The following is a 24429-nucleotide window of genomic DNA, read 5'->3' as shown; positions in this document are numbered from 1 at the left end:
GGCTGCCGAATCAGATCGGCATGCTCACGATGTGCACTCTCGGCAGGCGGACTGCTACAGCGGCCCTCCGAGGCGCCAGTATCCGGTGAACTGGACGCGGTCGGCCTCCTGGCCGCGTGCGAGGAGATGACGGCGGACGGCCGTGACCATCCCGGACTCGCCGGCCACCCATGCGAACCCGGTGGGGAGCGCGGCCGCGGTCAGCGCGTCGATGAGTTCGTCCGCCGAGCCCGGCGCGGCCGCCACCACCCGAACCCGGACGCGGTTGGCGTCGGCGGGGGAGACCGCAGGCAGGACAGTGCGGGGGAGCGCGGGCGAGTCGGGCACCGCGGCCAGCACGTCGAGCGCCAACGTGGGGGGTCGTTCCTTGATCAGCCGGGCCAGCGCGGGCAGGGCGGTGGCGTCCCCGACGGCGAGCATGCGGTCGACCGCCGGAAGGGCGCGGCTCACGCGCGGACCGACGATCGTCAGCTCGTCGCCCGGCCGGACTGCCTCGAGCCAGTGCACGCCCGCGCCCGAGGCGTGGCGGACCAGGTCGACGCACAGCGCGCCGTCGCGCAGCGAGCGCACGGTGTACTCCCGCACCAGCGCGGCGCCGCCCGGCGGGTGGCCCAGCCCACCGCCCGGCGCGGGAACGGGGAGCGTGACCTCGCCCGTGTCGGGATCGGGCAGGCAGAAGACAACGACGTCGTCGAAGGACGGGCTGCGCACGGCGGGCACGAGGCCGGTGTCGCCGGCCGCGGCGGAGGCGGTGGCGCCGGCGGAGTTGGCGGTGGTGAACTCCCCGAGCTCGTCGCCCTCGAGCGTGACGCGCACCAGCTCGGGCGAGAGGGGTTCGACGGCGCGCACCCGGACCCCGCGCAGCGCGGTCGGCTGCCAGCTCTCCGCCCGGTGGGGGTTGCGCGGGCGCCGGACCGCCTGCTCAGGCACGACGCCCCTCCCGCCACAGCAGGCCCAGGAAGAACAGCCCGCCGAGCACCACCGTCACCACGCCCACCGGGAGCGGCAGGGCGAACGCGTGCTGGGCCACCAGGTCCGAGGCTAGGAGCAGCACTCCGCCGAGCAGCGCCGCCGGCAGGACCTGATCACTGCGGGTGAGCAGCCGCGACAAGTGCGGAGCCACCAGCGCCACGAACGAGATCGGCCCGGCCGTCGCCACCGCCGCCCCGGCCAGGACCGTGGCAGCCGCCAACAGAACCAGCCGCGTACTCCGCAGTCGCACGCCCAGGGCCACCGCGACGTCGTCGCCGAGCGCGAGCGCGCGCATGGCCCGGGACCGACTCGCGATGACCAGCGACGCCACGAGCAGCACCCACGCCAGCGGCCAGAGCTCGGACCAGCCGCGACCCTGCAGCGAGCCCGTGAGCCAGATCTGGGCGGTGACCGCGCTCGCCACGAACCCGCGGGAGAGCAGGTGCGCCACGTACGCCATCGCCAGGGCGCCCAGCGCGACGCCGAGCAGGACCAGGCGGGCGCCGCTGAGCCCTCGCCACCACGTCAACGCCAGGATGAACCCGGCGGTGAGCGCCGCGCCGACCAGTGCGCCCGTGGCCACCTGCGCCATCCCGCCGCCCAGAACGAGGATCACCGTCGCCCCGCCCGCCGACGCGCCCTGGGTGATGCCGATGATGTCCGGGCTGGCCAGTGGGTTGCGGGTGAGCGCGCAGAACAGCGCGCCCGAGGTCGCCAGCGCCGCGCCGACCGCCAGCGCGACCAGCGCCCGGGGCAGGCGCCGTTCGTGGATGAAGAAGTTGGTGGTGCGATCCGGTGCGTCGCCGAGCAGGGTCGCGACCGCGTCGGGGACCGGGATGGTGAACTCGCCGACCACGAGCGAGGCGGCCACGAGTATGACGACGACGACGGCAAGGGCCGCGGTCACCCACGCCGTCCGCAGGTGCAGCCGGACCGAGAAGCCGCCGGCGGTGAGGAGGCGCTCGCCGGTGGGCAGGGCCTGCCCGGTGGGCGGTGTGGTCGTCGTCATGCGACACCCACCCGTCGGCCCGCGGCGAGGTACGCCACTAGCAGCGGCGCGCCGATGAACGCCATGACCACGCCCGCCGGGGTCTCCGAGCCTCCCGCGATCACGCGGCCGACCACGTCGGCCACCAGCAGCAACGCCGGGGCCACGACCATGGACAGCGGCACCACCCGGATCAGGCTCGGGCCGACGAGCCCGCGGACGAGGTGCGGCACCACCAGTCCGACGAAGCTGATGGGTCCGGCCAGCGCGGTGGCGGTCCCGGCGAGCAGCGCGACGGCGACGAGCGACCACACCCGCACCCACCCGGGTTTCGCACCCAGGGCCACCGCCGAATCGTCGCCCAGGGCGAGCGCGTCCAGGCCGCGCAGGAGCAGCAGGGCGATCACCGCGCCCGCGATGACGAGCGGGATCACGCCGGTGACCTCATCGATCGACCGCGCGGTGAGCGAGCCGACCTGCCAGAAGCTGTACGCCTGCAGGACGGTCTCGTCCAGCACGACGAACGTCTGGCTGAGACCGGACAGCACCGCCGCCAGAGCGACGCCGGCCAGGGTGAGCCGAACAGGGGAGGACGCCGCCAGTGCCGAGGTGCTGAGCAGGAGGATGATCGCGGACGCCACACCGGCGCCGGCCAGTGCGAACCACACCGTGGAGGCCAGGCCGAGGCCGCCGGTGAGTGTCGCTCCGGCGACCACCCCCAGCGCGGCGCCGGCATTGACGCCGAGGATTCCCGGGTCGGCGATCGGATTGCGGGTCACGGCCTGCATGAGCGCCCCGGACGCGCCGAGCGCGGCCCCGCACACCAGCCCGAGGACGGTCCGGTTGGCCCGCAGCTCGCCGACGATCCCCACCACGCTCTGCGTGCCCTGGCCGAGTAGGGCGCCCACCACCTCGGCCGGCGGGATCGGGCGGGCGCCGATCGCGAGGCTGGCCACCACGGCGGCCGCCAGGGCCAGGACGGCCACGATCAGTCCGGGGACCAACCCGGCCCCGCGGCGGGGCTGCCGGGCACCGGTGGGGTCGGGGAGACGTGTTGAGACCACGGTGGAACCCTAGACCAGACTCATTGTTAGGTGAGCCTTGCCTGTGTGGTTTGATCTGTAGCCATGACCAGAATCTCCCGACGGCGCCGCTCGGTGCCCGCCCTGATCGCCCTGGCCCTCGTCTCCGCGGTGGCCCTGTCCGCGTGCTCCGGCAGCAGCGACACCGCCGAGGCCTCCTCGGACGACGCCTACACCGTCACCCACGCGATGGGCGAGACCGCGATCGACGGGACGCCCGAGAGGGTCGTCGTCCTCGACTCCCCGCACCTCGACGCGCTCGTCGCGCTCGGCCACACCCCCGTCGGGATCACCGAGTCCGGCGCCGGCACCGGCGCCCCGCCGTACCTCGGCGGCGTGGACGCCGAGATCGTGGGCCTGACCTCCGAGCCCGACATCGACGCGATCGCCGCGCTGGCCCCCGACCTCATCATCGGCGCCAAGGTCCGCCACGAGGCCATCTACGACGAGCTCTCCGGCATCGCCCCCACCGTGTACTCCGAGAACTCCGGCACCGACTGGCAGGAGCAGGCGCGGATCACCGCCGCCGCCGTCGGCGAGGACGACGAGATGGAGCAGCTCATCGACGACCTCGACACCCGCATCGCCGAGGTCGGCGAGCAGGTGGGCGCCGAGGGCACCACGCTGTCGATCGTCCGGTTCCGCCCGGACAACTTCCGCCTCTACGGACCCGAGACGTTCTCCGGCTCGATCCTGTCGCAGATGGGCTTCGACCTGGGCGAGCGCGAGTGGAACGAGTACTCCATGGCCGAGCTCTCCCCGGAGTTGTACGAGCAGATCACCGGCGACGTCGTGTTCTTCACCAACCCCGGCGGCGACCCGTCGGCGACGACCATGGCGACCGTGACCGGACTGTGGGGCGACCTGCCCGCTGTGAAGTCCGGCCAGACCTACGAGGTCGAGGACGAGACCTGGATGGTCGGCATCGGCGTCCTGGGCGCCGGCGAGATCCTCGACGACGTCCAGGAGATCCTGGGCTGATGCGCCCCACCTCCCTCGACCGTGATGCCGGCGCGGGCGCCCAGCTCGAGCGCGGGCGCGGGCTCACGGTCGAGGGGGCGCGGCTCGCCTACGAACGGCGGGTCGTGGCCACCGACCTCGACCTGGAACTGCCCGAGGACGCGTTCACGGTGATCGTCGGCCCCAACGCCTGCGGCAAGTCCACGCTGCTCAAGGCACTGGCTCGCGTGATCGCTCCCGGTGAGGGACGGATCCTGCTCGACGGGCACGACCTGCACCGGCTGCGGACCAAGGAGGTCGCCCGCCGGATCGGACTCCTGCCGCAGGGTGCCGTCACCCCCGAGGGGATCCGGGTCGACGACCTGGTGGGCCGGGGCCGGCACCCGCACCACAGCCCGCTACGCCAGTGGAGCCGCGCCGACGACACCGCCGTGACCTCCGCGATGGCCTCCACCGGCGTGTCCGATCTGGCGACCCGGTTCGTCGACGAACTCTCCGGCGGCCAGCGGCAACGCGTGTGGATCGCCATGCTGCTGGCCCAGGAGACGCCCATCCTCCTGCTGGACGAGCCCACCACCTACCTCGACATCGCGCACCAGTACGACGTGCTGGACCTGCTCCGAGACCAGCACGAGACCGGGCGCGCGGTGGTCGCCGTGCTCCACGATCTCAACCAGGCCGCCCGCTACGCGACGCACCTGGTCGTGATGAAGGACGGCCGCGTGGTGGCCACCGGCGCCCCGGCCGAGGTCCTCACCGCCGAGCTGGTGGAGCAGGTTTTCGGGCTCCCGTGCCTGATCGCGGCCGACCCGGTGACGGGAACGCCCACCGTGGTCCCGCTCGATCGGCGTGGCCGGAGCTGAATCCGGAGCCGCGGTGTTACCAATTATTGGTATCGTTGCCGCATGGGTCAGAACACCTCCATCAGTTTGGACCAACACTTCATCGACTTCCTCGCTCGCGAGGTCGATTCCGGTCGCTACCGTTCAGCCAGCGAGGTCGTCCGAGCAGGGCTCCGGCTCCTCGAGGACCACGAAACCCAGCTCGCCGCGCTGCGCCGGGCGCTCATTGCCGGCGAGGAGAGCGGTGCGCCGGAGGAGTTCGACTTCGACGCGTTCATCGCGACCAAGCGGGCATGAAGAGCTATCGGCTCACCCCCGCAGCCCAGAGCGACTTGTCCGAGATCTGGGATTTCACCCGGGAACGCTGGGATATCCAGCAAGCCGAGACGTACATATCGGAGATACGAGCGGCGATCGAACGCATCGCCGAGGAGCCGGCGCGTGGACGCGACTGCGACGAGATCCGCCCCGGGTACCGTCGCTACGCGATCGGCAGCCACGTCGTGTTCTATGTGGCGACGGAAGGCACTGTGGATGTCATCCGGCTCCTCCACCAGCGAATGGATCCGGCCCGTCACGTGTGAGATAGACGGCTCCGGCGCCCGACCCGGCATCTGCGTCGGTGGGGCGGGCAGGTGACCTTGTCGTCGTCGTCGTTCATGTCGTCGTCCTCGCCCCCAGTCTTACCGGTCCGGCTTGAGGCCGTTCTCGATGCCCCACGCGACAGCCTGCGCCCGGGTGGTCACGTCCATCTTGCGGTAGGCCGAACGCACGTAGGTCTTGACCGTGTTGAGCGAGAGGTAGCACTGCTCGGCGATCTGATCATTGGACAGCCCCTGCACGATCAGGCTGACCACCTCGGCCTCACGGTGTGAGAGGCCGGCCTCCTTGGCGGGCCACTTGTCGGGACCCATGATCGGCAGGCCCGTTCCCGTGAGGGTGACGCGGTTCCCGGCGGCGATCTGCTCGATGCCGCTCACCAGCTCGGGAGCGGTCAGGGACTTGGACAGGAACCCGTGGGCGCCCGCGTCGAGGCTGTCTCGGACCGCGGCCGGGTCCGAGGTGAACGAGTAGACGGCGACCGCCCCGATGGTCGGATCCTGCAGGAGGTTCTCGAGGCGGTCGTCCTTGCCCAGGGATGAGGCGAAGGAGTCGTACAGGGCCACGTCCACCGTGGCCGAGCCGCTGGTGACCATCTCCTTCTCCACCATCTCGATCCGGTCGGAGTAGGGGGCCAGGAAGGCGTTCACCCCGGCGACGACGACGAGGTAGTCATTGACCACTGTGACCCTGATCGGCATGTGCAGAGCCTAGCAACGGACGACAACCGGCCGCGCCAGCGATTACACCCCTAAGGGTGAGGCGCGCCCGGGTGGTCCCGGGAGACACTTCGTCGTTGATCTTCCGCCTTCCGCGACAGGAGTACGAGTGCCACGGTTCAGGAATCTGAAACCCACATCGGAGTACTGGGCTTGGAGGGACGACGGAGCGTGCGTCGGGGACCCCGACCTCTTCTACAGCGCCGAAGACGAGCCCAAGGGTGTGCGTCGTCGCAAGGAGGACGCAGCCAAGGCGATCTGCGCCGGTTGCGCCGTGCTCGAGACCTGCCGGAAGTTCGCGATCGAGGCCGGCGAGCTCTACGGCGTCTGGGGCGGGATGACTGAACTCGACCGGCACAAGCTCGCCGGGCGGCAGCGGACTGGGTAGGTCTCGGGGGCGCTCGGCGGTCCCCGGCCGCTTTCGTGATTGTTCCTTCACTCTGAGTCCGACCTGCGTTAGCGTGGAGCCGAGTCTGTGAGTCGAGACCGTCCGAGCGGACGCGGGGGAGTGACCATGACGCGCCCATCGATCCGAGGCGGCGTCGCACTCGCCGTCGCAGTACCCGTGCTGGCGACGGCCGCGTGCAGCCCGCAATCGACCGCGCCTCCTGTAGTGAAGCGGGATACCATCCGCGCCCTGGACATCGTCGAAGGCCGGCAGGACGAACCCATCGAGTTGGCCGTGGACGGCGGCGCCGACGGGGTGAAGGTGACGCATCGCAGGATCACCCTCGCGCCCGGGGTCGGCACCGGCCGACACTGCCACCACGGACAACTGGTCGTGGTTGTGGAGCGGGGCGAACTCACCCACTACGCCGACGCCTACCACGGCGGCGTCCATGTCTACCGCGCCGGCGATTCGGTGGTCGAAGGTTCTCGGTACGTCCACGAGACCGTCAATGAGGGGTCCGAGGATCTGGTGGTGATGGTCACGCACTTCACCCCGGAGGGGAAGCCGACGGAGGAGACGGATCTCGCGAAATGTGAGCAGTAGGCAGCCGGCGGGGCCCGCGGCCCGCGGCCCTCGTTGCGCGGGTTACGCGTAGACCGGCGCCCACGCCGGGTCGGGGGACCGGACCTCGAGGTACGCGGTGGCGGAGTCGGTGTACGCCAGGACGAACGCCACGAGGTGGGCCCCGAGCAGCACCCACGCCGACCACAGGGTGATGTCCCACAGGGCGGTGACCAGCGTGAGGCCTGCCGCGATCGTCAGCAGCGCCCGCGCCCACCGCTCGCCGTCGCGCAGTTTCACCGCGGCCACCACCTGCAGGACTATCGCCGACACCACGCCCATCGCGATGATCGCGCCGATCCATGCGACCCCCGGGGCGGCGGTCGACGCGTCCTCGGTGCCGCCGAGCGGCACGACGAACCCGAGCAGGTCGGTCGCCGCCAGCACGCCGGTGATGGTGAGCGTGCTGAACAAGCCGCAGAACAGCCAGATCCACGACGCGGCGGTGACGGTCGGCGGTCGGGTCATGGGGGACCTCTCGGAGCAAACGGAACAGATCACCCATATCGTGTACCGCTTCAGACAGGTGTCGATAGAGTGCGTCACACCTGATTTTCTCCAGCGCAGCGAGGAGGGCCCGTGCCCGCGTGGAACACGTCCCGTGCGGCGGTGCGGTCCGATACCGTGGCGCGCGCGACCGCCCTGTGCATCGACACCCGGCGCGGGGTGCTCGTCGTGGGGCCTCCGGGCGCGGGAGCCAGCCGGTGCGCGGCTGACATCGCTGCAGGTCTCCGCGCCGCCGGGGTTCCGGTGGTGATATGGGACGACCTGGATCGTCCCGGTGCGCTGTCCGGGGTCGGCGCGTCCGGCGTCGCCGGCGCCGGACCTCGACCGCCCCGCGAGGTGCCCCCGGGTGCGGTCCTGGTGGCATCGACAAGGGTGGGCGCGGCACTGCCTCCCGGATACGACGACGAGGTGAGCGTCCGCACCACCCGGCTGCCTCTGCGTCCGCTCACGCGCGGCGAAGCGGAGAAGGTGGTCTCGGCGGCCGTCGGGATGCCCGTCTCGGCGCGGCTGGTCGAGGCCCTGTGGGCGTGCTCGCACGGCAATCTCACGGCGCTGCGCGCCACCTATGACGACCTCGCCGCCCGCAAGCTGACCCGCCGCACCCGCGATCGGCTGGAACTCGTCGAGGATCCCGCCACCGCGATCGCGGGCGTGGCCGTTGACCCGCACCTGTGGATCGACCCCCGCACCGCCGCCACCGACACCGGCCCCCTGACCACCGCGGCGCTCGCCCGCCGCATCCCCCTCGCCGACCTGGTCCATCTCCACGACGACGACGTGGTGAGCGACCTCCTCTCCCGCGGGCTGCTGCTCGAGCGGCACGAGGGCGGCATCGAGGTGCTGTCGGTCCAGCCGCCGGTCCTGGCCAGGGCGCTGCGGGCCGGCGCCGATCACCGGCGGCGCCGCGAGGTCTACGACGCCGTGCTCGATCGCGCCGGCGAACGAGCGGGACACCATGAGGGGGACGACACAGGTGCAGGCTCAGGCGTGGGTGTAGGCGCAGGCGAAGGTGCGGGCGACGGCGTCGCCGGCCTGCCAGCCCTGTTCCAACCGGATCCGCGGATCGTGGCGTGGGCGCTGACCAACGCCCGCCGCCCCATGGCGCCCGCATGCGTGCTGGCCGCGGCCCGAGCCGCGCTCGACAGCCACGACTACCGCACCGGGGTGGAGATCCACGACGCCGCCGAGCGCGCGGGGCTCCCCCTCGCGCCGCTGCAGCAGGCCGAGCTGTCGCTGATCGCGGGCTCGTGCCTGCGGCTGCTCGACCGGCTGCCCGAGGCCGCCGCGATGCTCGACCGCTCGCTGAACTGTCTCCGGGGCGATCTCGGCGGGCCCGAGTTCACCCGGGTGCTGATCGAGAACGTCACGGCCCGCGCGGACCTCGCGCACTACCGCGACCGCGACCCTGAGCAGTCGCTGCCGCTCATCGCCTCAGCGCATCAGTGGCTCCCCGCCGACCACCCGGGGCACGCGGTGCTCGACGCGCTGACCGTGGTGCACCTGAGCTACTCGGGCCGATACCGCGAGGCGGACCGCGCCTACGGCGAGCTCACCGCTGATCTTCCGGCCGAGTGGGCGCGCCGCCTAGAGCCGATCCACGCCCTCGCGCTGGATGCCATGGGGCAGTCGGATGCGGCGCTCGCGGTCATCCGGCGCGTGGCCCGCCGGTCCCGCTCGATGGGCAACCAGACGTGGGCGTCCGAGGAGTTCCTGGCGGCGCTGGTGTCGGTGATGCTGCACGGCTTCGGGATCACTGCGCTGCTCACCGAGTTGGCGCCGGTCGTTGCCGTGGAGCAGGACGATTCCGTGCGTGTCGATTACGGCGTGCGACGGGTGGTCGACGCCGAGATCTCACTGGCCGCCGGTGACCTGCCGGCCGCGATCAGTGCGGCGTCCGACGCGGTGGCGGTCGTCGAGGTGGACGGTCCCGAGGATTTCCTGTCCCGTGCGCTGTCGTTGTACGCGCTGGCCGCCGCGATGTCCGGGCAGGCGGCCACGGCGGAGAAGTACCTGCAGCGGATGCGCGCCATCCCGGGGTACGCCAACTCGCCGGTGGGTCCCGAGATCCGCGGCGTGGAGGCGGGGGTGCTCGTCTGCCTGGGCCGCCCCGACGAGGCGGGCGAGGTCGTCCGGTCGCTGATCGACGAGGGGCTGAACGGTGCCGCCACCCGCGCTGCCCTGGCCGGGGTCCTCACCGCGGACCCGGAGATCTGCCGGGCACTGGCCGAGGTGGACGTCACCGGCGACGTGCCGGTGCTGGTACGCGACCTGGCGGTGGCGATGTCGGCCCGCAACCCCCGGTTGTTGCTGGACGCGGCCCGCCGGGCCCGGACGTACGGGCTGCACATGGTGGCGGCGGTCGCCGCGGACCGTGCCCGCGATGCAGCGTCGCCGGGATCGAAGTTCCACTCCCAGGCCGAGCGGATGCTCGCGACCACCGAGCTGGGCGGGCCACTGGCCGGCCTCACCCGCGTCGGTGCCCCCACAGTCTCGGTTCCGGCCGGAGTCTCGTTGACGCGCCGCGAATCCCAGATCGCTGACCTGGTCGGGCAGGGGCTGACCAACGCCGAGATCGCCGCCGAGTTGCACCTGTCCAAGCGCACGGTCGAGGGGCACCTCAACCGGATCTACAGCAAGACGGGCACCCGACTGCGAGGCTGAGACCACGGCGGGGCCGAGTCGGATTCGAGGTGTGCGCGTGCAGCAGTCAGAGAGTGGTCGGCAGGCCCCGGGCGATCGGGCGACCTTCTGCGAGGCCCCGGCGGCCTACATCGTGGAGACCTACTTCGTGCTCCGGATGGTGATCGCGGGCGCGGCCATCGGCCTGCCCGTGGCACTTCTGGTGTGGGTGACCCTCGACCCCGATTTTCCGATGATGGACTCGCTGAGCTCCTTCTACTACACCCCGGCTCGCGGGCTGTTCGTCGGAACGCTGGTGGCGATCGGGGTCGCTCTGGTGGCGTACCGCGGCTACACGCGCGGTGAGAACTGGCTGCTCAACGCCGCCGGGACGCTCGCGATCGTCGTCGCCCTGTTCCCGACCGAGGACCCGGTGTTGCCCGGGCTGAACGCGGTGAGCATCACCCACGCGGTGGCGGCCACGTCCTTCTTCGTGCTGGCGGCACTGTCGATCTTCTTCTACGGGCAGGAGACGATCGCCTCCATCCTGAACGCGGAGCTGCAGCGCAGCTACCGCCTGGGCTATCGGATCCTGGTGGTGCTGGTCCTGCTCTTCCCGGCCGTCGCGCTGCTCATCGCCTGGCTGATGGAGTCCACCCTGTGGCTGTTCCTGGTCGAGACCGCCGCGCTCTACGCCTTCGCGACGTTCTGGATCGTCAAGACCTACGAACTCTCGCGGTCGCATTCCCGGCGCATGCTCGTGTGATGCGTCCGCGCGAAACGGTCAGCGACGTGAACATGACTCGGTTAATCTGAGCTCACTATTCAACGCCACTCCCATGGCCTTCTCCCCTCGAGGTTCTCACCATGATCCGTCGTTCCCTCACCGCTCTCGGCCTGGCGACTCTCGCAGCTCTCGGCGCCGCCCCCTCCGCCGTCGCCGCCGAGATCCCCGTCGGATCAGGGGGCATCGCCGTGCCGGACATCGCGCCGATCGTCGTTCCGGTCCCGATGGGATTCGACGCCGCCGCCCTGCCGCTCCTGCCGTTCCCACTGGTCTGGGCCCCGCAGTTCATGCCCGCGCCGGTCGAGATCGCGCCCGCGACCACGCCGGTCCGGCGTCTCTCGGGTTGCCGCGAAGCGTGGGACCTCGGAGTGGCGCCAATCCACCGCGGCAGCGAGTACTACGACCCGTCGATGGACGGCGACAACGACGGCATCGCCTGCGAGCGGGACAACCGCTAGTGCCGGCTGGCTCCTGCGGCGGGCGGGCGGAGGCGTGGCCTCCTCGCGGGGCTATGTGCCGTGCGGCGCGATCACGGCCCGCCCGCTGATCTGGCCGTCGACGAGCTGCTGGTAGGCCTCCAAGGCCCGGTCGAGCGGGTACACGTGGACCTCCGGTGAGATCTTGCCCGAACGGTACAACTCCACCACCTCGTGGAGGTCCTCGAGCGTGCCCCAGTAGGTGGAGGAGAAGTCGACCTCGTAGGGCAGCTTGAAGGCGTTCCAGGCGAAGTCGTCGCCGGCCAGGCCCACCACCGTCAGCGAGCCCTGCTGGGCGACGCAGGCCGCGGCGAGCTCGAGGGTCGGGGCGGCGCCGACGAAGTCGAACACCGCGTTGACGCCGAGCCCGCCGGTGAGCTCCCTGATCTTCTCGGCGGCGCCGTCGGTCGGGACACCGATCGCGCCATCGGCCTCCGCGGCGGCTACGGCGTCGGGCTTGGTGTCGGTGGCGTACACGGTGGCCCCGGTGAGCGCCTTGATGATCTGCACCCCGACCAGGCCCAGACCGCCCAGGCCGATGCACAGCGCGGTCGCCCCGGGCGTGGTGAGGTGGGGCATCGCGCGCTTGATGGCGTGGTACGGGGTCAGGCCGGCGTCGGCGAGCGGGGCCGCGGCCACGGGGTCGGCGTCGCCGAGGGGGACGAGGTTGCGGGCATAGGTGGTCATGTACTCGGCCATGCCGCCGTCGCGACCCAACCCGGTGGCGAGGTAGCCCACCGACGGCACGTCCTGGCAGTACGTGTCCTGCCCGCGCGAACACGGCTTGCACCGGCCGCAGCCGATCGGGCCGTAGACCAGGTAGGCATCGCCCTTCGTGAGCCCGGTGACCCCCGGGCCCAGCTCCTCCACCCAGCCCGAGACCTCGTGGCCCAGGGTGAACGGCGGGGTGAGAAAGCCCGTGGGGTCGCCGGGGAAATCGTGGAACAGCCCCACGTCGGAATGACATGCACCGGAGCCGGCCACCTTGAGCAGGACCTCGCCGGGGCCCGGGGAGGGCCGATCGACATCCTTGAGTACGGGGAAGGTCTTGAAACCCTCGAACACGACTGCCTTCATGGCTGCGCACCTCGCTGAATCGCCGGAGGACGCACCGGACGAGTGACGTCCGTCACAAGTATCCCCCGGCTGTCCAGAGGCACCGGTTGTCCAGAGACGCCAGCGGGCCGGACCCCGGGGAGAGGTCCGGCCCGACGGCTCAGCGCGCGTGGCCGCTCAGCGCGCGTGGCCGCTCAGCGCGCGTGGCCGCTCAGCGCGCGTGGCGGCTCAGGCGGAGGCGTTCTTGGCGGCGGCCTTCTCCGAGGCGTCGTCAGCGGTGGGCAGGCTGCCAGCGGCGTTCTCGAGGTGCGCGCGCACGAACCACTGGAACTTCTCGAGCTCCGCGGTCTGGCCGATGAGGATGTCCTCGGTGACCGGGTCGACGTCGCCGGCCACCGAGATGGCCTTGCGGTGGTCGGAGATCATGCCGTCGTAGACCTTGTCGAGCGCACCGAGGTGGGCCTGCGCGGTGTCCCGGCCGAGGGAGTAGTCGTCCCACGAGCGGTGATCGGCGTTCGCGCCCATTGTGCCCACCGGCGAACCGCCCAGCGTGGCGATGCGCTCGGCCAGCACGTCCGCGAAGCCGCGCACCAGCTCGACCTGCGGGTCCAGCATCTCGTGCACCGAGATGAAGTTGGGACCCACCACGTTCCAGTGCACGTGCTTGAGCGTGAGGTGCAGGTCGTTGCACGCCGTCAGACGCTTCTGCAGCGTCTCGGCGAGCGTGGCCGAGTCGGCGGTGGACAGTCCGGGAACAGTGAATTGAGGCATGGCCCGACCGTAGCGGCGGCGGCTGCCGGTTGCGACCGATCGCCGCTTCGCCGGCGTCCGGCGGCCCGGCCGGCGCGGCCCGGCCGGCGCGGCCCGGCCGGCGTGGCCCAGCGATCGGCCGGGGATCGGCCTTGAGGTTGACACCGTCAAGACCAAGACAACCGTCCAAAATGGCGGGTTTCGACCTACCATCAGGAGCGCCGACACGTGGCGAGCACCAGCTCACCTGCCGGCCACCACGCCCGCATCGAGCGGCCCCGCGGCCGTCGCCTGAAGACAGGAATCACATGACATCACGGACCCTCCGATCCCTCGCCACCGGCGCGGCCGCGCTACTCGTCGCCTCCGGACTCGCCGCGGGAACCGGGGCCGGCGTCGCCGGTGCCGAGCCCGTCACCGCCGAGCCGACCGCCACCGAGTGCGCGACCTCGCAGACCGTGACGTACAACGACTCCTCCACCCTGTGGACCGACTACCACCTCACCAAGGAGGTCGTGGGCGACGGCACCGCCGCCCCCGGCGGGACCGTGACGTTCCGGACCACCGTCAGCGGCGCCGGGGCCCTGGTCAGCCGGATCGACGACTTCCACCCGGCCGGGTTCGAGCTCGTCCGGGCGAGGGAGAGCGTCTGGTTCCTCATCGGCGGCCAGACGTGGTCGACGGTCACCGACGACGTGACCCGCGATTCCGCCACCAACTCCGTCCGCCACTCCGGGGCCGGATGGACCACCGCCGGCAACGCCAAGGCCACCCTCGAGACCACCTACCGCGTGCCCGACGACGCCACCCCCGGCGACGTGCTCAACACCGGCGCCGCCACGAACCTCGTCCTGGCCGACGGCCGCAAGGTGGCCAACCCCATCAACACCTGCGTCACCATCCGCGAGCCCAACCCCGCCGAGGCCGTCACCGGCAGCCTCGAGGGACTCGGCCTGGGGTCGCTGACCTCCGGCTCGAGCGCGCTGGGTGACATCGGCGCCGACCCCGCGGTGTTCTCCGCCGACCTCATCAACAACATCGACGTCGGTCAGCTGATCGGCGCAGTCGCCGGGAGCTGAGCCCCGGAGCGCCGAGGGCCGCGGCAGGATCGAACTCTGCCGCGGCCCTTGTCGTCGTCGTCATCCCAGTCGTCATCCCAGTCCGAACATCCGCCCGACGAGCCCGAAGACCATCACCAGCACCACCAGGATGATGATCGCCAGCAGCACCACGATGCCGACGCGGGAGTTCGACTTGGTCGGGCTCTGGCCGGTGCGAGCGCTGTCGGAGGCCAGGGAGGTGGAATCCGAGTCCGGCGTCATGGGACCCACGGGGGAGCCGCCCGCGTCGAGGTCGGGGGAGTCGCTGGGATCCGGATCCGGGGGCGTAGTCGTCATAGCCCGTGTGTACACGATTCGCCACGGGCGCGATCGCCGCGAGCGAAGGGGCCCCCGTCCCCGAACGCGTGCCGGGCGAAGCGCGTGCCGATCAGCTCATGCGTGGCGGTGTCGGGGTGCAGGGCGTCGGGGAGCGGGTGCTCGTCGGCGTCCGCGGATCCGTACAGCGCGGTGCCGTCGAGATGGTGGAGGTTCTCGTCGTCCCGGGCCTCCACGATCGACGCGAGTGCGTCCCGGATGACGCGGAGAGTCAGCCGCCCCTGCGCGGTGTCCCCGGTCTCGCCCGTCGCGATGAACCGCACCTCGCCCGTGCGGAAGGTGTCCGGATCGAACGCGCCGGGGCCCGGCGTGTCCTCGTGGATCCCGCAGTAGATCGGCGAGACGAGCAGCAGCGGGGTGGTGGGGTGCCCGTCACGGATCGTGTCGAGGAACCCGTGCACCGCGGGGACGAACGCGCGCAGCCGCATCGAGTCCGAGTTGGTGACGTTGATGCCCAGCTTGAGGCTGATCAGGTCGGCGGGGGTGTCGCGCATGACGCGGGCCATGAACGGGTCGACGAGCGCGCTGCCGCCGACGCCGAGGTTGCGCAGGTCCACTCCCCCGAGGCGGGCGGCGAGGGCGGGCCAGGTCCGCGCCGACGACGTGGCGTTGGAACCGTGGCTGATCGAGCTCCCGTGGTGGAGCCAGCGGCGCCTGTCCGTCGGTGCGGGTGTCACCGGGGCATCCGTCCGGAGTTTGAGGAGCTCGACTTGCTCGTTGTGCGGCAGCCACAGCTCGACGAGTTTCTCGCCAGCGCCCAGCCCGGTGAACCGCGTGAGGTGCGGTGGGCCGGGCACGAGTTCGGTCACGCCGGTCTGGAGGTCCGTCTCGATGGCGTCGCCGCCGGTGAGCTGGTCGCTCGCGACGAGTCGGTGGTCGACCACCAGATCGATGCTCCCGCGGGGGCGTTGGATACCGCGGTAGACGAGGCGGGTGGGGTGGGTGACCAGCTCGATGCTCTCCGCGTCGGTGACCACCGCGACCCGGACCCCGGAGGGCTGCGCCTCGACCGAGAGCAACTGCGGATCGGGGAACCGGGCGCCGACCCAGGCCGGAAGCCGGTGCGGTCGCAGCCCGCGCGAGGTCGTCTCGAGGTACTCGTGACCGCGCAGGAGCTCGGGCGTCAGGGGAGTGCGGATGGTCATGGGCCAAGTGTCCACTACGGGGTGCCGTGTGGCCGGGCTGGTGGGCGCCTGCGTATGCCCGCGCGGCCACGTCACCGCGGACGGCGACGCACCCCGCCGTAGATCCCCTGGCGGGTGATGAGGCGCTGGAGCACGACGTCGTTGACCCGCGCCGGCACGCGCACGCCTTGGCCGGTGGGCGCGAACACGATGAGGCCGTCGCGGAGCGGACCGAGCACCGAACCCCATCGGCGCGGCGGCCGGCGGTAGTCGCGCAACGGCTGGCCGGCGAGATGCGCCCGGATGTTGCGCGCGAGCAGGACGTGTCCGCGGTTGCGGGCGGAGGTGCGCAGCGGGTCGGTGGCCGCGACATCCCCCACGGCGAACACGCCCGGATAGCCGGTGACCTCCAGAGTCGGCTCCACGGCGACGAACCCGCGGTCGTCGAGCATCCCGTCCGGAAGCCACGCGGTGTTGGGGGTGACGCGGCCGATCGCCCAGATCACCACGTCGGCGTCGGCCGGCGGCTGCCCCGTGGTCCAGGTGACGGGCCCGCCGGTGAGGTGGCGGGTCTCGTGGTCGGGCGGCAGGTCCGCGCGGTGACCCGGGTGCAGGCCCACGCCGAGGCGCTCGAGGCGGGACCGCACGCGCAACCAGACGCGGTGGTGGTGATGGGGCAGCGCCCGCTCACCGGGGAAGCACAGGTCCACGGCCGTGGCCGGCCACCGCTCGGCCACCTGCGCGGCCGCGCTCACCGCCGCCGCGCCGCCGCCGATCACCGCCACCGACCCGGCCGCCGCGAGGCGCTGGTGCGGAGAGGCGAGCTCGGCGTCGACGTCCGCCGCGTCCCGGAGGGTGGGGTGGCGCCAGAAGCCGTTGGTCACCCCGGTGGAGACGACGACGACGTCGTACGGTTCCTCGGCACGGGTTCCATCGGCGAGGGTCACGCGCACGAGCCGCTCGCGGGTGTCCAGGCCGGTCGCGGTGCCGTGCACGATGCGCGTGCGGTCGAGGCCGCGGAACCGGCGGTAGGCGATGCGGTAGTCCCGCTCCCACTCCTCCGGCCGGGCCAGGCGCAGGCCGAGCTCCTGGCCGCTGACGAACTCCGGCGTGGCGGTGATTCCCACGACGTCGGCATACCGGTGCAGCGCGATGGCGGTGAGGACGCCCGTGTCGCCGAGGCCGACGATCACGACGCGGGGGCGGGTCACGCGCGGGGCCGGGTCATATGCGGCGCCGCGTCATACGCGGGCGGTGGCCTTCCTGGGCGGTCGCGGGAGGAACCGGGACACGCGCTGCATGACGTCGTCGTACTCGGGGCGGCGTTCGAGGCTGCGGCGCTCCATCATCGGGATGCTCACGCCGAGGAACATGGCGAGCATCGCGGCGGCGCCGACGAACACCCACCACGCGCCGGGCCAGGCGGCCAGGCCGAACAGGGCCATCGACAGCCAGATGCCGCACTCGCCGACGTAGTTCGGGTGCCGCGACCACGACCACACCCCGGTCTGCATGACCTGGCCCGGCGTGCGGGTGGCGAGGAAGCGGTGCATCTGCAGGTCGGCGATCGTCTCCAGTGCCAGTGCGGCGATGCCGACGGCGAACGCGACGATGTCCAGCCAGCCGAGTGGTTGCCCGGCGCGCGTGGCCACCACGTAGACGGGGATGACGCCCGCGAACACCACCAGGGTGGGAAAGACGTGGATCCCCATGAGGTCGGCGACGAGGCCGAACCTCCCGGCCTTCTCGCGGACCAGCGGGTAGCGCCAGTCCTCGTGATGCATCCCGGGGAAGGTGCGGACCCAGTTGGCGGTGAGGCGGATCGCCCACGCCACCAGCACAGCCATCATGAGCCACCAGCGGACGTCGTTCACGCCGGCATCGGCGGCGACCCACCAGTAGAACGCCAGCAGCGGCGGGATGACCGACCAGTAGGCGTCGTAGGTGCTGGAGTTCCGGAAGATGCGGCTGAACCCGAAGATGACCAGCGTCGCCACGAGGTCGGCGATCAGCCCGTCCAGCCACAACTGCCCGGTGTCCGGACCCCACACCAGCCACGCCAGCCCGGCGGCGATGGCGATGACGTACGCGACGGTGATTCGCAGGAGGGACGCGCCTCGACTCATGTCAGGAGGGTAGAGCGGCGCGCGGCTGTTGGTTGAGGAAACAGCGAATGCCATGTGGTTCACGAGAGCGGATGACGAGATTCGAACTCGCGACCCTCACCTTGGCAAGGTGATGCGCTACCAGCTGCGCCACATCCGCATCGCTCCGCAGGCTCGCTCTCGCTCACCGCGTTGCGAGAAAGAACTCTAGACCATCCCTCCGGGAGCTCGTCGGGGAGGTACCCCTCGGGCGCCCACGTCGCCCGGCGGCCCTGTCACCTGTCGGGGTTGGTGGCCGCCCCGTCGAGCCACAGCGTGTCGGAGGCGTCGGAGTGGGAGCCCCCCGACCCCACGTGCTTCGGGTCGATCTTCGGACCCTTGGTGATGACGTGGACCAGGGCCATCCCGTGTCCGCGGCCCAGGTCGTAGTCCTCCTTGAGCCACGCGAGGATCGGGCCCGCCTTGGTTCCGGGGCCGAAGCCCTTCTCGGTGGCGGCGTCGGCCAGTTGCCGGGGTGTGAGTCCGGTCTTGGTCTCGATCGTGTCGAGGTACGCCTGGAATGACATGGGGTGCTCCTTGCTGGTGGGTGGTGGCGGGTACGTGGTGGCCGACAGGTGCTGTGCGGGGCGGTCAGGTGGCCGGGGTGTCGGGGCGGACGGAGTAGGTGGCGACGATGTTGCCCGCCGGGGTCTGGGTAGAGTTCAGCAGTTGCAGCCGCGTGGTGGGGACGGAGTCGTCGAAGAGCCTGCGACCGTCACCGGTGATCACCGGGTGGATGGTCAGGGTGAGCTCGTCGATCAGGCCGGCCAGGACCAGTCGCCGGGTGGTCTCGATCCCGCCGCCGACGGCGATGTCCCCGCCGGGCTGCGTGCGCAGCTGCTTGAGGTACTCCGCCGGGTCGCCGGAGACGATCGTGCTGTTCCACGGCAGGTCGCCGGTCAGCGTCGAGGTGAGCACGTGCTTGCGGACCGGGTTGACCCACTGGGCGAACGGGTCGTCGGCGTGGGTGGGCCAGAATCCGGACCATTCCTGCCAGAGCGTGCGGCCCAGCACCAGGTCAGTGGTGGTGGCGGTCATCTGCTGCATGGACTGCATCTCGTCGGGGCCGAACGCGTCGAATTGCCAGCGCTCCGCGTGCTCGGACACGCCGTTGAGCGTGGAGAACATGTGCGCGGTGATCGTGCGGCTCATGATGATCCCTCCTGCGGGGTTTCGGGGGCCGGTCGAGCGGGTGCTCGTGGCCCGGGGGAGCTGCCTTCACAGGGGTAGACGGGACGGGGCGGCGAAAATGATCGGTGCTGCGAGAAACTCCTCGGCGCGCCGGCGTCCGGGCCTACGGCAGCTGTGCGGGGAGGCCGAACTCGGCGAAGTGGTGCGCGCCGATGAAGTGGGTGATGGTCGAGATGCGGCCGGCGGCGGAGTCGAGGACGTGGATCGCGAACGGTTCCCAGCGCTGGTCGCCGGCCTGGTGGTAGACCGCGACGGCGGGTCGGCCGTTGGCGGAGGTGGTGATCGTGCGCGCGTTGCGGCAGACCTCGCCCGGACCACGCCACCACCGTTCGATCTCCGCCGCTCCGCGCAGCCAGAGTTCGAACGGCGGCATGGTGAACTCGGCGTCGTCGGTGAGCAGGGCGACCAGGCGGTCGACGTCGTAGGCCTCGAACGCCGCGACGTACTGCTCGAGGAGGCGCGCGTCGACGTGGGGGTCGGGGCGGGGCGGCAGTGACGACCGTGACGACGAGGACGACGAGGTGTTCTCCGTCGGGTCGGGGAGCGCGGTCTCGTGCTGGGACAGGGTCTTCCGGGCGCGGGCGAGCGCGGAATTGACGGAGGGGAGCGTCATCCCCAGGAGTTCGGCGCACTCCGCGGCCGAGTGGTCGAGGACGTCGCGCAGGAGCAGGACGACCCGCTGCCGGGGCGGCAGGTACTGGAGGGCGGCGACAAAGGCGAGCCGGACGGACTCACGCTCGATCGCGGTCGCAGAGGGGTCGATCCCCAGGTGCGCGTCGCTCGCCGGGCCGATCCAGGTGGTCTCGGGCAGGGTGGTCAGCGTCGTGGGGTCGTCGGGTACGCGGCCGGGTCCGGTGAGGTCCGCGGGCAGGGCCCTGCGCTGCGGGGCCCGGGTCATGTCCAGGCAGACGTGGGTGGCGATCGAGTACAGCCACGTGCGCAGGGACGACCGGCCCTGGAACCCGGCGCCGTCGCGGGCCTTCCACGCGCGGAGCATGGTCTCCTGCGTCGCGTCCTCGGCCTCGGCGAAGCAGCCGAAGTAGCGGTAGCAGTAGCCGAGGATCTCGCGCCGGTAGTCCTCTGCCTCGATCGTGTGCACGGAAGACAGTCTCCGCCGAGGCGCGACGGTCGTGGGGTGGTTTGCGCCTCAGCCGGGCGGTCAGCGGCAGCAGTTCGGGTCGAGCACCCCGCGCAGGGCGTCGAGGGACTCGGCGCGCGCCCGGTGGTAGACGTTCATGCCGCGGCGTTCGGAGTCGACCATGCCGGCCTTGCGCAACTGCCCGAGGTGGTAGCTGACGGTGGATTCGGCAAGGTCGACACCCGTGGCGAGGTCGCAGGTGCACACGCCGTCGCCGCTGTCGGTGAGCAGGATCGACACGAGCCTGAGGCGAACCGGGTCGGCGAGGGCCTTGAGGCGCAGCGCCAGTTCAAGGGCGGCGGCATCGCTCATGGGGGCGGCCGACACGGGCTCGCAACAGATGGGTCCGCTGACGTCGATCACCGGGAGCGCTTTGGGCATGAGCCGATTCTAGCAACCCTCTTGACATATATCGAAGAGCAGGAGCATCCTGGCAGAGCAGAGTAATTCGATATACGTCACACAGGTGGAGGTCACCATGTCCCGCGCTCAACTCGCCCTCAACGTCGACGACCTGGACGAGGCGGTGACGTTCTACTCCAAGCTCTTCGGAGTCCAGCCCGCCAAGCTCAAGCCGGGCTACGCGAACTTCGCGATCACCGAGCCGCCGCTCAAGCTCGTCCTGCTCGAGAACCCCGGCAAGGGTGGCTCCATCAACCACCTCGGCGTTGAAGTCGAGTCGTCGGAGAAGGTCCACGCCGAGATCGCCCGCCTGACCGACGAAGGGCTGTTCACTGACGAGGAGATCGGCACCACCTGCTGCTTCGCCACCCAGGACAAGGTGTGGGTCACCGGGCCGGCGGGGGAGAAGTGGGAGGTCTACACCGTCCTCGCCGACTCCGAGACCTTCGGCACGAGTCCGCAGCACCTCGACGACCCGGCCGACTCCGAGGCCGGCCCGGCCGGCTCCGACGGCGGCGTGTGCTGTGGCACCGCAGCCGCGGCCGCTTCCCCCGAGCCGGGCGATCACGCACCGGCCGAGACCGCGGGCACGTCCTGCTGCTGAAGGCCCTCGTCGTCGTCGTTCCTCAGTCCACCGACGGCGCCCACTGCACACCGTTGATGTGCGCGCCACCGTCGACGAACAGGGTGTTGCCGGTGAGGTAGCGGCTGGCGTCGCCCGCGAGGAACGCCGCCACCGGGCCGATGTCGGCGAGCGGGTCGCCGACGCGGCCCATCGGGTTGGCCGCCGCCATGCCCGCCGCCATCTCCGGATCGGCCTCCGTCACCCGCCGATAGGCCTCGCTCTGCGCGCCGGGGCAGATGACGTTGCAGCACACCTGACGCGGCGCCCACTCCCGGGCGGCCGTGCGGGTGAGGGTCCGCAGCGCTTCCTTGGCCGCGTTGTACTGCACCGAGTACATGTGTGCGTTGACGCCGTTGAGCGAGCACAGGTTGATGACCCGGCCGGTGCCACGCTTCTCCAGCTCCGGCAGGGCCGCCTGCATCGCCCAGAACGCGGCCATCACGGCCATGTCGAAGCCGGCGCGCAGCTTGTCGTCGGTCATGTTCTCCAGGCGGGCGAACCCCGATCCCCGCCAGGCGTTGTTGACCAGGATGTCCAGGCGGCCGAAGCGGTCGGTGGCGGCGTCCACCATGGCCAGGACCTGCTCCTTGTCGGTGACATCGGTGCGCACGAACTCGGCCTGCGCACCCCACTCGTCCCGCAGCCACTGCGCGGTGTCCGTGCCGGCGGCCTCGTCGATCTCGGCCACCACCACCGAGGCGCCCTCGCGGGCCAACGCCCCGGCGATCCCCCGGCCGATGCCCATCCCGGCGCCGGTCACCACGGCCACCCGTCCGTCCAGAGTTCCCATGCCCATCCTTAAGTCGGTTTCTTAAATCGATTACTGGAACAAGTTCTACTAGAAACTCTCCGCCCGGCGCGGCGGATCGGTGACGGGTCGGGCTATGGCGGTTATCTGCGGTCCGATGTCGAGAACCCGCGACCTGTTCCGTCTCCCCGGTGAAGCGACCACACTGGGGCGCACCGCACGAGGAGGTTCTGTCATGGCCAAGTACCTGATGCTCAAGCACTATCGCGGCTCCGCGCCCGAGGAGCCCGCCTATCCGCCGCTGGGTGAGTGGGATTCCGACGACGTCGCCGCCCACTTCCAGTACATGGAGGACTTCGCGGACCGTCTGCGGGACTCAGGGGAGTACGTGGACTCCCACGCGCTGTCGGAGTCGGGGACGTGGGTGCGGTACGACGGCGAGGGCCGCCCGCCGCTGACCGACGGCCCCTTCGCCGAGACCAAGGACCTGATCGCCGGCTGGATGATCATCGATGTGGCCGACTACGACCGGGCCCTGGCTCTCGCGTCCGAGCTGTCCGCGGCGCCGGGCCCGGGCGGCGAACCGATCCGCGAGTGGCTCGAACTGCGGCCCCTGCTCACCGCTCCCACGGAGATCGGGGACTGACCGCGGCCGGTCCGCCTCAGTCGGCCCAGCGCAGGCCGAGCAATTCCATCGCGCGGTTAAGGTCTGCGTCACCCGTTCCGAGACCCGCGTTGTCGAAGCGCGGCGCCAGGATGGCCGACACGTCCCCATCTCGGGAGCGTTCGAAGATCGCCCACAAGGTGAGGTCGTCCCCGTGTCGGGAGGCGAATTCGATTCCGTCGAGTGGGACGTCGTCTACGTCCGTGACCCCGTGGAGCCAGGAGGCGATTCCCCGTGTGAGGGTGCGGGGTCTCGCGTCCCTGATCGCCGCAGCATCGAGGTCGTCGAGCCCGAGTCCGAGGGCGGTCATTCTGAACCTTGATCGCAGAGCGGCCAGCGAGCGGTGATCACCAGGAACAGCAAAGCTGCCTGACATCATCGCTGTTCCACTGCATCGCACCTCGCACCAGTCGGGTGGAATCGTGCCCGCCTCGATGGTCGGGAATTCGTCTTCCCCGTCGACTTCTATCTCCGCGAGTTCGTCGGACACCCGCGAGCTGGGCCTGAACCTCGCGAGGAGCTCCAGAAGGCAGGCGAGCCGGGTCTCGCCCACGTAGAGGGTCCGCCAGGAGCCTCCGGGGTCGTCCCACCGTCCATCGAATCGGCCTTCCTCGGCGTAAGCCCAATCGGTCCACTGCCACGGTGTGGGAGCGAATCCCACGCGGTGAACTGTTATGGCGGTGTGTCTCCGGACGACTATGTCGCCGGCGTCGGTACTGACTACCGTCTCGCGGCTCATCCGACCGATACGAATTGACGCGCGGCGGCGAGCACCATCGGGCCGGTTTCTCCGACGTCACCATCGCGGAGCAGCAGAGCCGGGGCCCTGTCATCGAGAAGCGGATTGAGTCCTTGCATCCACGCCTGGGCGACCGCCGGGGAATCGCGCTCGCAGATCATTCGAGCGATCCGGTAGGCGATTCGAAGCCGTTCCACGGTTTCCGGCCCGGCGATCTGTCGGGTGCCGTCGGCCCATCCCCGTACCGCACGGGTTTCTTTGACCTGCCCCAAGTAGGCGACCAACCGATCACCCAGGAGTGGCCGGAGTGCACCGACGAGCTCGGCGTTCGTCATCCGGTTCGCCTCTTCGAACGCGGCGAGATCCGGCCGCCGATGAAGTATCGCCATCGTGATGCTCCCTGACGTGTGGGCTGTCACTGCTGAATCCCACCTTGTTTCCCACATCGTATCCCCAGCAGGTCCCAGTGACCATCCCCATTCTGGCGTCGGGCACCCCGCACTGGCCGGTGGTTCGACCGGGAGCGCGGGCGTACCGTGCGGGCATGACCAACCCGGACGCGACCACCCCGATGCCCGACGAGAACCAGAACCGCGCAGAGGAGACCCTCGGTTCGCCCGTCCCCGAGGGCCGGACCACCGACGGCAGCTCGGTGCAGCGTGACCCCGACGACTGGGTCACCGGCGACGAGCCCATGACGGAGGCGCAGAAGAGCTACCTCGATACCCTCGCCCGCGAGGCCGGCGAGGAACTCCCGGCGACGCTGACCAAGGCCGAGGCCTCCGAGCACATCGACCGCCTGCAGAAGAACAGCCCGCGCACCGGCCACGCCTAGACGAGCCGGTGCC

Annotated in this window: 31 protein-coding genes and 1 tRNA gene; 13 read left to right on the top strand and 19 right to left on the bottom strand. The window is 70.9% G+C overall.

Annotation, left to right across the window (positions count from 1 at the left end):
* Positions 1 to 54 precede the first annotated feature (54 nt).
* Genes NR111_RS07155 through NR111_RS07145 form a run of 3 tightly spaced genes read right to left on the bottom strand, consistent with a single transcriptional unit; the run spans position 55 to position 3024 of the window.
* A complete protein-coding gene (locus tag NR111_RS07155; protein ID WP_119192806.1) occupies positions 55 to 930 on the bottom strand; it encodes a siderophore-interacting protein in 876 nt (291 codons plus the stop codon).
* Positions 923 to 1981: an iron chelate uptake ABC transporter family permease subunit gene (locus NR111_RS07150; RefSeq protein WP_256820407.1), complete on the bottom strand. Its 1059-nt coding sequence runs from the start codon at positions 1979 to 1981 to the stop codon at positions 923 to 925. The genes NR111_RS07155 and NR111_RS07150 overlap by 8 nt, the downstream gene beginning before the upstream one ends.
* A complete protein-coding gene (locus tag NR111_RS07145; protein ID WP_256820406.1) occupies positions 1978 to 3024 on the bottom strand; it encodes an iron ABC transporter permease in 1047 nt (348 codons plus the stop codon). The genes NR111_RS07150 and NR111_RS07145 overlap by 4 nt, the downstream gene beginning before the upstream one ends.
* A 63-nt stretch (positions 3025 to 3087) precedes the next feature.
* On the opposite strand from NR111_RS07145, the gene NR111_RS07140 reads away from it, so the two are divergent.
* Genes NR111_RS07140 through NR111_RS07125 form a run of 4 tightly spaced genes read left to right on the top strand, consistent with a single transcriptional unit; the run spans position 3088 to position 5428 of the window.
* The gene (locus NR111_RS07140; RefSeq protein ID WP_256820405.1) at positions 3088 to 4023 is read left to right on the top strand and encodes an ABC transporter substrate-binding protein; all 936 of its coding nucleotides are present in this window, start codon (positions 3088 to 3090) and stop codon (positions 4021 to 4023) included.
* Complete coding sequence (locus NR111_RS07135) at positions 4023 to 4865, top strand: ABC transporter ATP-binding protein (RefSeq protein WP_256820404.1); 843 nt, start codon at positions 4023 to 4025, stop codon at positions 4863 to 4865. The genes NR111_RS07140 and NR111_RS07135 overlap by 1 nt, the downstream gene beginning before the upstream one ends.
* Before the next feature lie 42 nt (positions 4866 to 4907).
* Positions 4908 to 5141 carry a type II toxin-antitoxin system ParD family antitoxin gene (locus NR111_RS07130; protein WP_132064192.1) on the top strand — a complete coding sequence of 78 codons (234 nt, stop codon included), beginning with the start codon at positions 4908 to 4910 and terminating at the stop codon, positions 5139 to 5141.
* The gene (locus NR111_RS07125) at positions 5138 to 5428 is read left to right on the top strand and encodes a type II toxin-antitoxin system RelE/ParE family toxin (protein ID WP_256820403.1); all 291 of its coding nucleotides are present in this window, start codon (positions 5138 to 5140) and stop codon (positions 5426 to 5428) included. Before NR111_RS07130 ends, NR111_RS07125 begins: the two co-directional genes overlap by 4 nt.
* A 99-nt stretch (positions 5429 to 5527) precedes the next feature.
* Here the strand turns inward: NR111_RS07125 and NR111_RS07120 are convergent, their stop codons facing one another.
* Complete coding sequence (locus tag NR111_RS07120) at positions 5528 to 6145, bottom strand: response regulator transcription factor (protein WP_067716063.1); 618 nt, start codon at positions 6143 to 6145, stop codon at positions 5528 to 5530.
* Between the two features lie 127 nt (positions 6146 to 6272).
* Here NR111_RS07120 and NR111_RS07115 point away from each other — a divergent pair, with 127 nt between their 5' ends.
* Both NR111_RS07115 and NR111_RS07110 read left to right on the top strand, forming a co-directional pair.
* Complete coding sequence (locus NR111_RS07115; RefSeq protein WP_096906898.1) at positions 6273 to 6551, top strand: WhiB family transcriptional regulator; 279 nt, start codon at positions 6273 to 6275, stop codon at positions 6549 to 6551.
* A gap of 225 nt (positions 6552 to 6776) precedes the next feature.
* Entirely contained in the window at positions 6777 to 7157 is a 381-nt protein-coding gene (locus NR111_RS07110) for a cupin domain-containing protein (RefSeq protein WP_256820402.1), read from the top strand.
* Positions 7158 to 7199: 42 nt separating this feature from the next.
* Here the strand turns inward: NR111_RS07110 and NR111_RS07105 are convergent, their stop codons facing one another.
* Positions 7200 to 7643 (bottom strand): hypothetical protein, encoded by a 444-nt coding sequence (locus NR111_RS07105; protein ID WP_256820401.1) that lies wholly within the window; start codon positions 7641 to 7643, stop codon positions 7200 to 7202.
* A 111-nt stretch (positions 7644 to 7754) separates the two neighbouring features.
* Between NR111_RS07105 and NR111_RS07100 the strand changes: the two genes are divergently transcribed.
* The 3 genes from NR111_RS07100 to NR111_RS07090 all read left to right on the top strand — a co-directional run bounded on the left by NR111_RS07100 (position 7755) and on the right by NR111_RS07090 (position 11546).
* A complete protein-coding gene (locus tag NR111_RS07100; RefSeq protein WP_256820400.1) occupies positions 7755 to 10343 on the top strand; it encodes a helix-turn-helix transcriptional regulator in 2589 nt (862 codons plus the stop codon).
* A gap of 37 nt (positions 10344 to 10380) precedes the next feature.
* The gene (locus NR111_RS07095) at positions 10381 to 11067 is read left to right on the top strand and encodes a hypothetical protein (protein ID WP_256820399.1); all 687 of its coding nucleotides are present in this window, start codon (positions 10381 to 10383) and stop codon (positions 11065 to 11067) included.
* A gap of 101 nt (positions 11068 to 11168) precedes the next feature.
* Positions 11169 to 11546 carry an excalibur calcium-binding domain-containing protein gene (locus NR111_RS07090; RefSeq protein WP_256820398.1) on the top strand — a complete coding sequence of 126 codons (378 nt, stop codon included), beginning with the start codon at positions 11169 to 11171 and terminating at the stop codon, positions 11544 to 11546.
* 51 nt (positions 11547 to 11597) lie between these two features.
* Here NR111_RS07090 and NR111_RS07085 read toward each other — a convergent pair whose 3' ends face one another.
* The gene (locus NR111_RS07085; RefSeq protein WP_256820397.1) at positions 11598 to 12641 is read right to left on the bottom strand and encodes an NAD(P)-dependent alcohol dehydrogenase; all 1044 of its coding nucleotides are present in this window, start codon (positions 12639 to 12641) and stop codon (positions 11598 to 11600) included.
* Positions 12642 to 12848: 207 nt separating this feature from the next.
* The gene (locus NR111_RS07080) at positions 12849 to 13391 is read right to left on the bottom strand and encodes a Dps family protein (protein WP_256820396.1); all 543 of its coding nucleotides are present in this window, start codon (positions 13389 to 13391) and stop codon (positions 12849 to 12851) included.
* Between the two features lie 287 nt (positions 13392 to 13678).
* On the opposite strand from NR111_RS07080, the gene NR111_RS07075 reads away from it, so the two are divergent.
* Positions 13679 to 14449, top strand: coding sequence for a hypothetical protein (locus NR111_RS07075; protein ID WP_256820395.1), 771 nt, complete (start codon positions 13679 to 13681; stop codon positions 14447 to 14449).
* A 72-nt stretch (positions 14450 to 14521) separates the two neighbouring features.
* Here NR111_RS07075 and NR111_RS07070 read toward each other — a convergent pair whose 3' ends face one another.
* The 9 genes from NR111_RS07070 to NR111_RS07030 all read right to left on the bottom strand — a co-directional run bounded on the left by NR111_RS07070 (position 14522) and on the right by NR111_RS07030 (position 20784).
* Positions 14522 to 14767: a DUF6480 family protein gene (locus tag NR111_RS07070; protein ID WP_256820394.1), complete on the bottom strand. Its 246-nt coding sequence runs from the start codon at positions 14765 to 14767 to the stop codon at positions 14522 to 14524.
* Complete coding sequence (locus NR111_RS07065; protein ID WP_256820393.1) at positions 14764 to 15951, bottom strand: GDSL-type esterase/lipase family protein; 1188 nt, start codon at positions 15949 to 15951, stop codon at positions 14764 to 14766. Before NR111_RS07065 ends, NR111_RS07070 begins: the two co-directional genes overlap by 4 nt.
* Positions 15952 to 16022: 71 nt before the next feature.
* Positions 16023 to 17141 (bottom strand): FAD-dependent oxidoreductase, encoded by a 1119-nt coding sequence (locus tag NR111_RS07060; protein WP_256820391.1) that lies wholly within the window; start codon positions 17139 to 17141, stop codon positions 16023 to 16025.
* 30 nt (positions 17142 to 17171) lie between these two features.
* Positions 17172 to 18056: a DUF1295 domain-containing protein gene (locus tag NR111_RS07055; protein ID WP_256820390.1), complete on the bottom strand. Its 885-nt coding sequence runs from the start codon at positions 18054 to 18056 to the stop codon at positions 17172 to 17174.
* A 66-nt stretch (positions 18057 to 18122) separates the two neighbouring features.
* Positions 18123 to 18195: transfer RNA gene (locus NR111_RS07050), tRNA-Gly, on the bottom strand.
* A gap of 115 nt (positions 18196 to 18310) precedes the next feature.
* Complete coding sequence (locus NR111_RS07045) at positions 18311 to 18601, bottom strand: DUF4287 domain-containing protein (RefSeq protein WP_256820389.1); 291 nt, start codon at positions 18599 to 18601, stop codon at positions 18311 to 18313.
* A gap of 64 nt (positions 18602 to 18665) precedes the next feature.
* Complete coding sequence (locus tag NR111_RS07040; protein WP_256820388.1) at positions 18666 to 19226, bottom strand: dihydrofolate reductase family protein; 561 nt, start codon at positions 19224 to 19226, stop codon at positions 18666 to 18668.
* Positions 19227 to 19368: 142 nt separating this feature from the next.
* Entirely contained in the window at positions 19369 to 20364 is a 996-nt protein-coding gene (locus tag NR111_RS07035; protein WP_256820387.1) for an RNA polymerase subunit sigma-70, read from the bottom strand.
* A 60-nt stretch (positions 20365 to 20424) separates the two neighbouring features.
* Entirely contained in the window at positions 20425 to 20784 is a 360-nt protein-coding gene (locus tag NR111_RS07030; protein ID WP_256820386.1) for an Rv2640c family ArsR-like transcriptional regulator, read from the bottom strand.
* A gap of 97 nt (positions 20785 to 20881) precedes the next feature.
* Here NR111_RS07030 and NR111_RS07025 point away from each other — a divergent pair, with 97 nt between their 5' ends.
* Entirely contained in the window at positions 20882 to 21409 is a 528-nt protein-coding gene (locus tag NR111_RS07025; protein WP_256820385.1) for an ArsI/CadI family heavy metal resistance metalloenzyme, read from the top strand.
* A gap of 22 nt (positions 21410 to 21431) precedes the next feature.
* Here NR111_RS07025 and NR111_RS07020 read toward each other — a convergent pair whose 3' ends face one another.
* Positions 21432 to 22220 (bottom strand): SDR family NAD(P)-dependent oxidoreductase, encoded by a 789-nt coding sequence (locus tag NR111_RS07020; protein ID WP_256820384.1) that lies wholly within the window; start codon positions 22218 to 22220, stop codon positions 21432 to 21434.
* Between the two features lie 193 nt (positions 22221 to 22413).
* Here NR111_RS07020 and NR111_RS07015 point away from each other — a divergent pair, with 193 nt between their 5' ends.
* Positions 22414 to 22824, top strand: a complete 411-nt coding sequence (locus NR111_RS07015) for a YciI family protein (protein WP_256820383.1) — start codon at positions 22414 to 22416, stop codon at positions 22822 to 22824.
* 16 nt (positions 22825 to 22840) lie between these two features.
* On the opposite strand, the gene NR111_RS07010 is transcribed toward NR111_RS07015, so the two are convergent.
* Positions 22841 to 23581 carry an RES domain-containing protein gene (locus tag NR111_RS07010; protein WP_256820382.1) on the bottom strand — a complete coding sequence of 247 codons (741 nt, stop codon included), beginning with the start codon at positions 23579 to 23581 and terminating at the stop codon, positions 22841 to 22843.
* On the bottom strand, positions 23578 to 23970 hold the full coding sequence (locus tag NR111_RS07005; protein ID WP_067716113.1) for a hypothetical protein: 393 nt from the start codon (positions 23968 to 23970) through the stop codon (positions 23578 to 23580). Before NR111_RS07005 ends, NR111_RS07010 begins: the two co-directional genes overlap by 4 nt.
* 155 nt (positions 23971 to 24125) lie before the next feature.
* Here NR111_RS07005 and NR111_RS07000 point away from each other — a divergent pair, with 155 nt between their 5' ends.
* Entirely contained in the window at positions 24126 to 24416 is a 291-nt protein-coding gene (locus NR111_RS07000; RefSeq protein ID WP_159147892.1) for a DUF3072 domain-containing protein, read from the top strand.
* Positions 24417 to 24429: the final 13 nt, after the last annotated feature.

This window comes from Dietzia sp. Die43, from assembly GCF_024519835.1.
Classification (GTDB): Bacteria; Actinomycetota; Actinomycetes; order Mycobacteriales; family Mycobacteriaceae; genus Dietzia; species Dietzia kunjamensis.
This window is presented reverse-complemented; position numbering and strand designations above follow the sequence as displayed.

Excerpts from the sequence above, each read along its gene's own strand:
- NR111_RS07150 (WP_256820407.1), bottom strand. The coding sequence starts at position 1,981 with ATGACGACGACCACACCGCCCACCGGGCAGGCCCTGCCCACCGGCGAG.
- NR111_RS07140 (WP_256820405.1), top strand. The coding sequence starts at position 3,088 with ATGACCAGAATCTCCCGACGGCGCCGCTCGGTGCCCGCCCTGATCGCC.
- NR111_RS07135 (WP_256820404.1), top strand. The coding sequence starts at position 4,023 with ATGCGCCCCACCTCCCTCGACCGTGATGCCGGCGCGGGCGCCCAGCTC.
- NR111_RS07130 (WP_132064192.1), top strand. The coding sequence starts at position 4,908 with ATGGGTCAGAACACCTCCATCAGTTTGGACCAACACTTCATCGACTTC.
- NR111_RS07125 (WP_256820403.1), top strand. The coding sequence starts at position 5,138 with ATGAAGAGCTATCGGCTCACCCCCGCAGCCCAGAGCGACTTGTCCGAG.
- NR111_RS07120 (WP_067716063.1), bottom strand. The coding sequence starts at position 6,145 with ATGCCGATCAGGGTCACAGTGGTCAATGACTACCTCGTCGTCGTCGCC.
- NR111_RS07105 (WP_256820401.1), bottom strand. The coding sequence starts at position 7,643 with ATGACCCGACCGCCGACCGTCACCGCCGCGTCGTGGATCTGGCTGTTC.
- NR111_RS07090 (WP_256820398.1), top strand. The coding sequence starts at position 11,169 with ATGATCCGTCGTTCCCTCACCGCTCTCGGCCTGGCGACTCTCGCAGCT.
- NR111_RS07085 (WP_256820397.1), bottom strand. The coding sequence starts at position 12,641 with ATGAAGGCAGTCGTGTTCGAGGGTTTCAAGACCTTCCCCGTACTCAAG.
- NR111_RS07080 (WP_256820396.1), bottom strand. The coding sequence starts at position 13,391 with ATGCCTCAATTCACTGTTCCCGGACTGTCCACCGCCGACTCGGCCACG.
- NR111_RS07075 (WP_256820395.1), top strand. The coding sequence starts at position 13,679 with ATGACATCACGGACCCTCCGATCCCTCGCCACCGGCGCGGCCGCGCTA.
- NR111_RS07070 (WP_256820394.1), bottom strand. The coding sequence starts at position 14,767 with ATGACGACTACGCCCCCGGATCCGGATCCCAGCGACTCCCCCGACCTC.
- NR111_RS07065 (WP_256820393.1), bottom strand. The coding sequence starts at position 15,951 with ATGACCATCCGCACTCCCCTGACGCCCGAGCTCCTGCGCGGTCACGAG.
- NR111_RS07055 (WP_256820390.1), bottom strand. The coding sequence starts at position 18,056 with ATGAGTCGAGGCGCGTCCCTCCTGCGAATCACCGTCGCGTACGTCATC.
- NR111_RS07045 (WP_256820389.1), bottom strand. The coding sequence starts at position 18,601 with ATGTCATTCCAGGCGTACCTCGACACGATCGAGACCAAGACCGGACTC.
- NR111_RS07040 (WP_256820388.1), bottom strand. The coding sequence starts at position 19,226 with ATGAGCCGCACGATCACCGCGCACATGTTCTCCACGCTCAACGGCGTG.
- NR111_RS07030 (WP_256820386.1), bottom strand. The coding sequence starts at position 20,784 with ATGCCCAAAGCGCTCCCGGTGATCGACGTCAGCGGACCCATCTGTTGC.
- NR111_RS07025 (WP_256820385.1), top strand. The coding sequence starts at position 20,882 with ATGTCCCGCGCTCAACTCGCCCTCAACGTCGACGACCTGGACGAGGCG.
- NR111_RS07020 (WP_256820384.1), bottom strand. The coding sequence starts at position 22,220 with ATGGGAACTCTGGACGGACGGGTGGCCGTGGTGACCGGCGCCGGGATG.
- NR111_RS07015 (WP_256820383.1), top strand. The coding sequence starts at position 22,414 with ATGGCCAAGTACCTGATGCTCAAGCACTATCGCGGCTCCGCGCCCGAG.
- NR111_RS07010 (WP_256820382.1), bottom strand. The coding sequence starts at position 23,581 with ATGAGCCGCGAGACGGTAGTCAGTACCGACGCCGGCGACATAGTCGTC.
- NR111_RS07005 (WP_067716113.1), bottom strand. The coding sequence starts at position 23,970 with ATGGCGATACTTCATCGGCGGCCGGATCTCGCCGCGTTCGAAGAGGCG.
- NR111_RS07000 (WP_159147892.1), top strand. The coding sequence starts at position 24,126 with ATGACCAACCCGGACGCGACCACCCCGATGCCCGACGAGAACCAGAAC.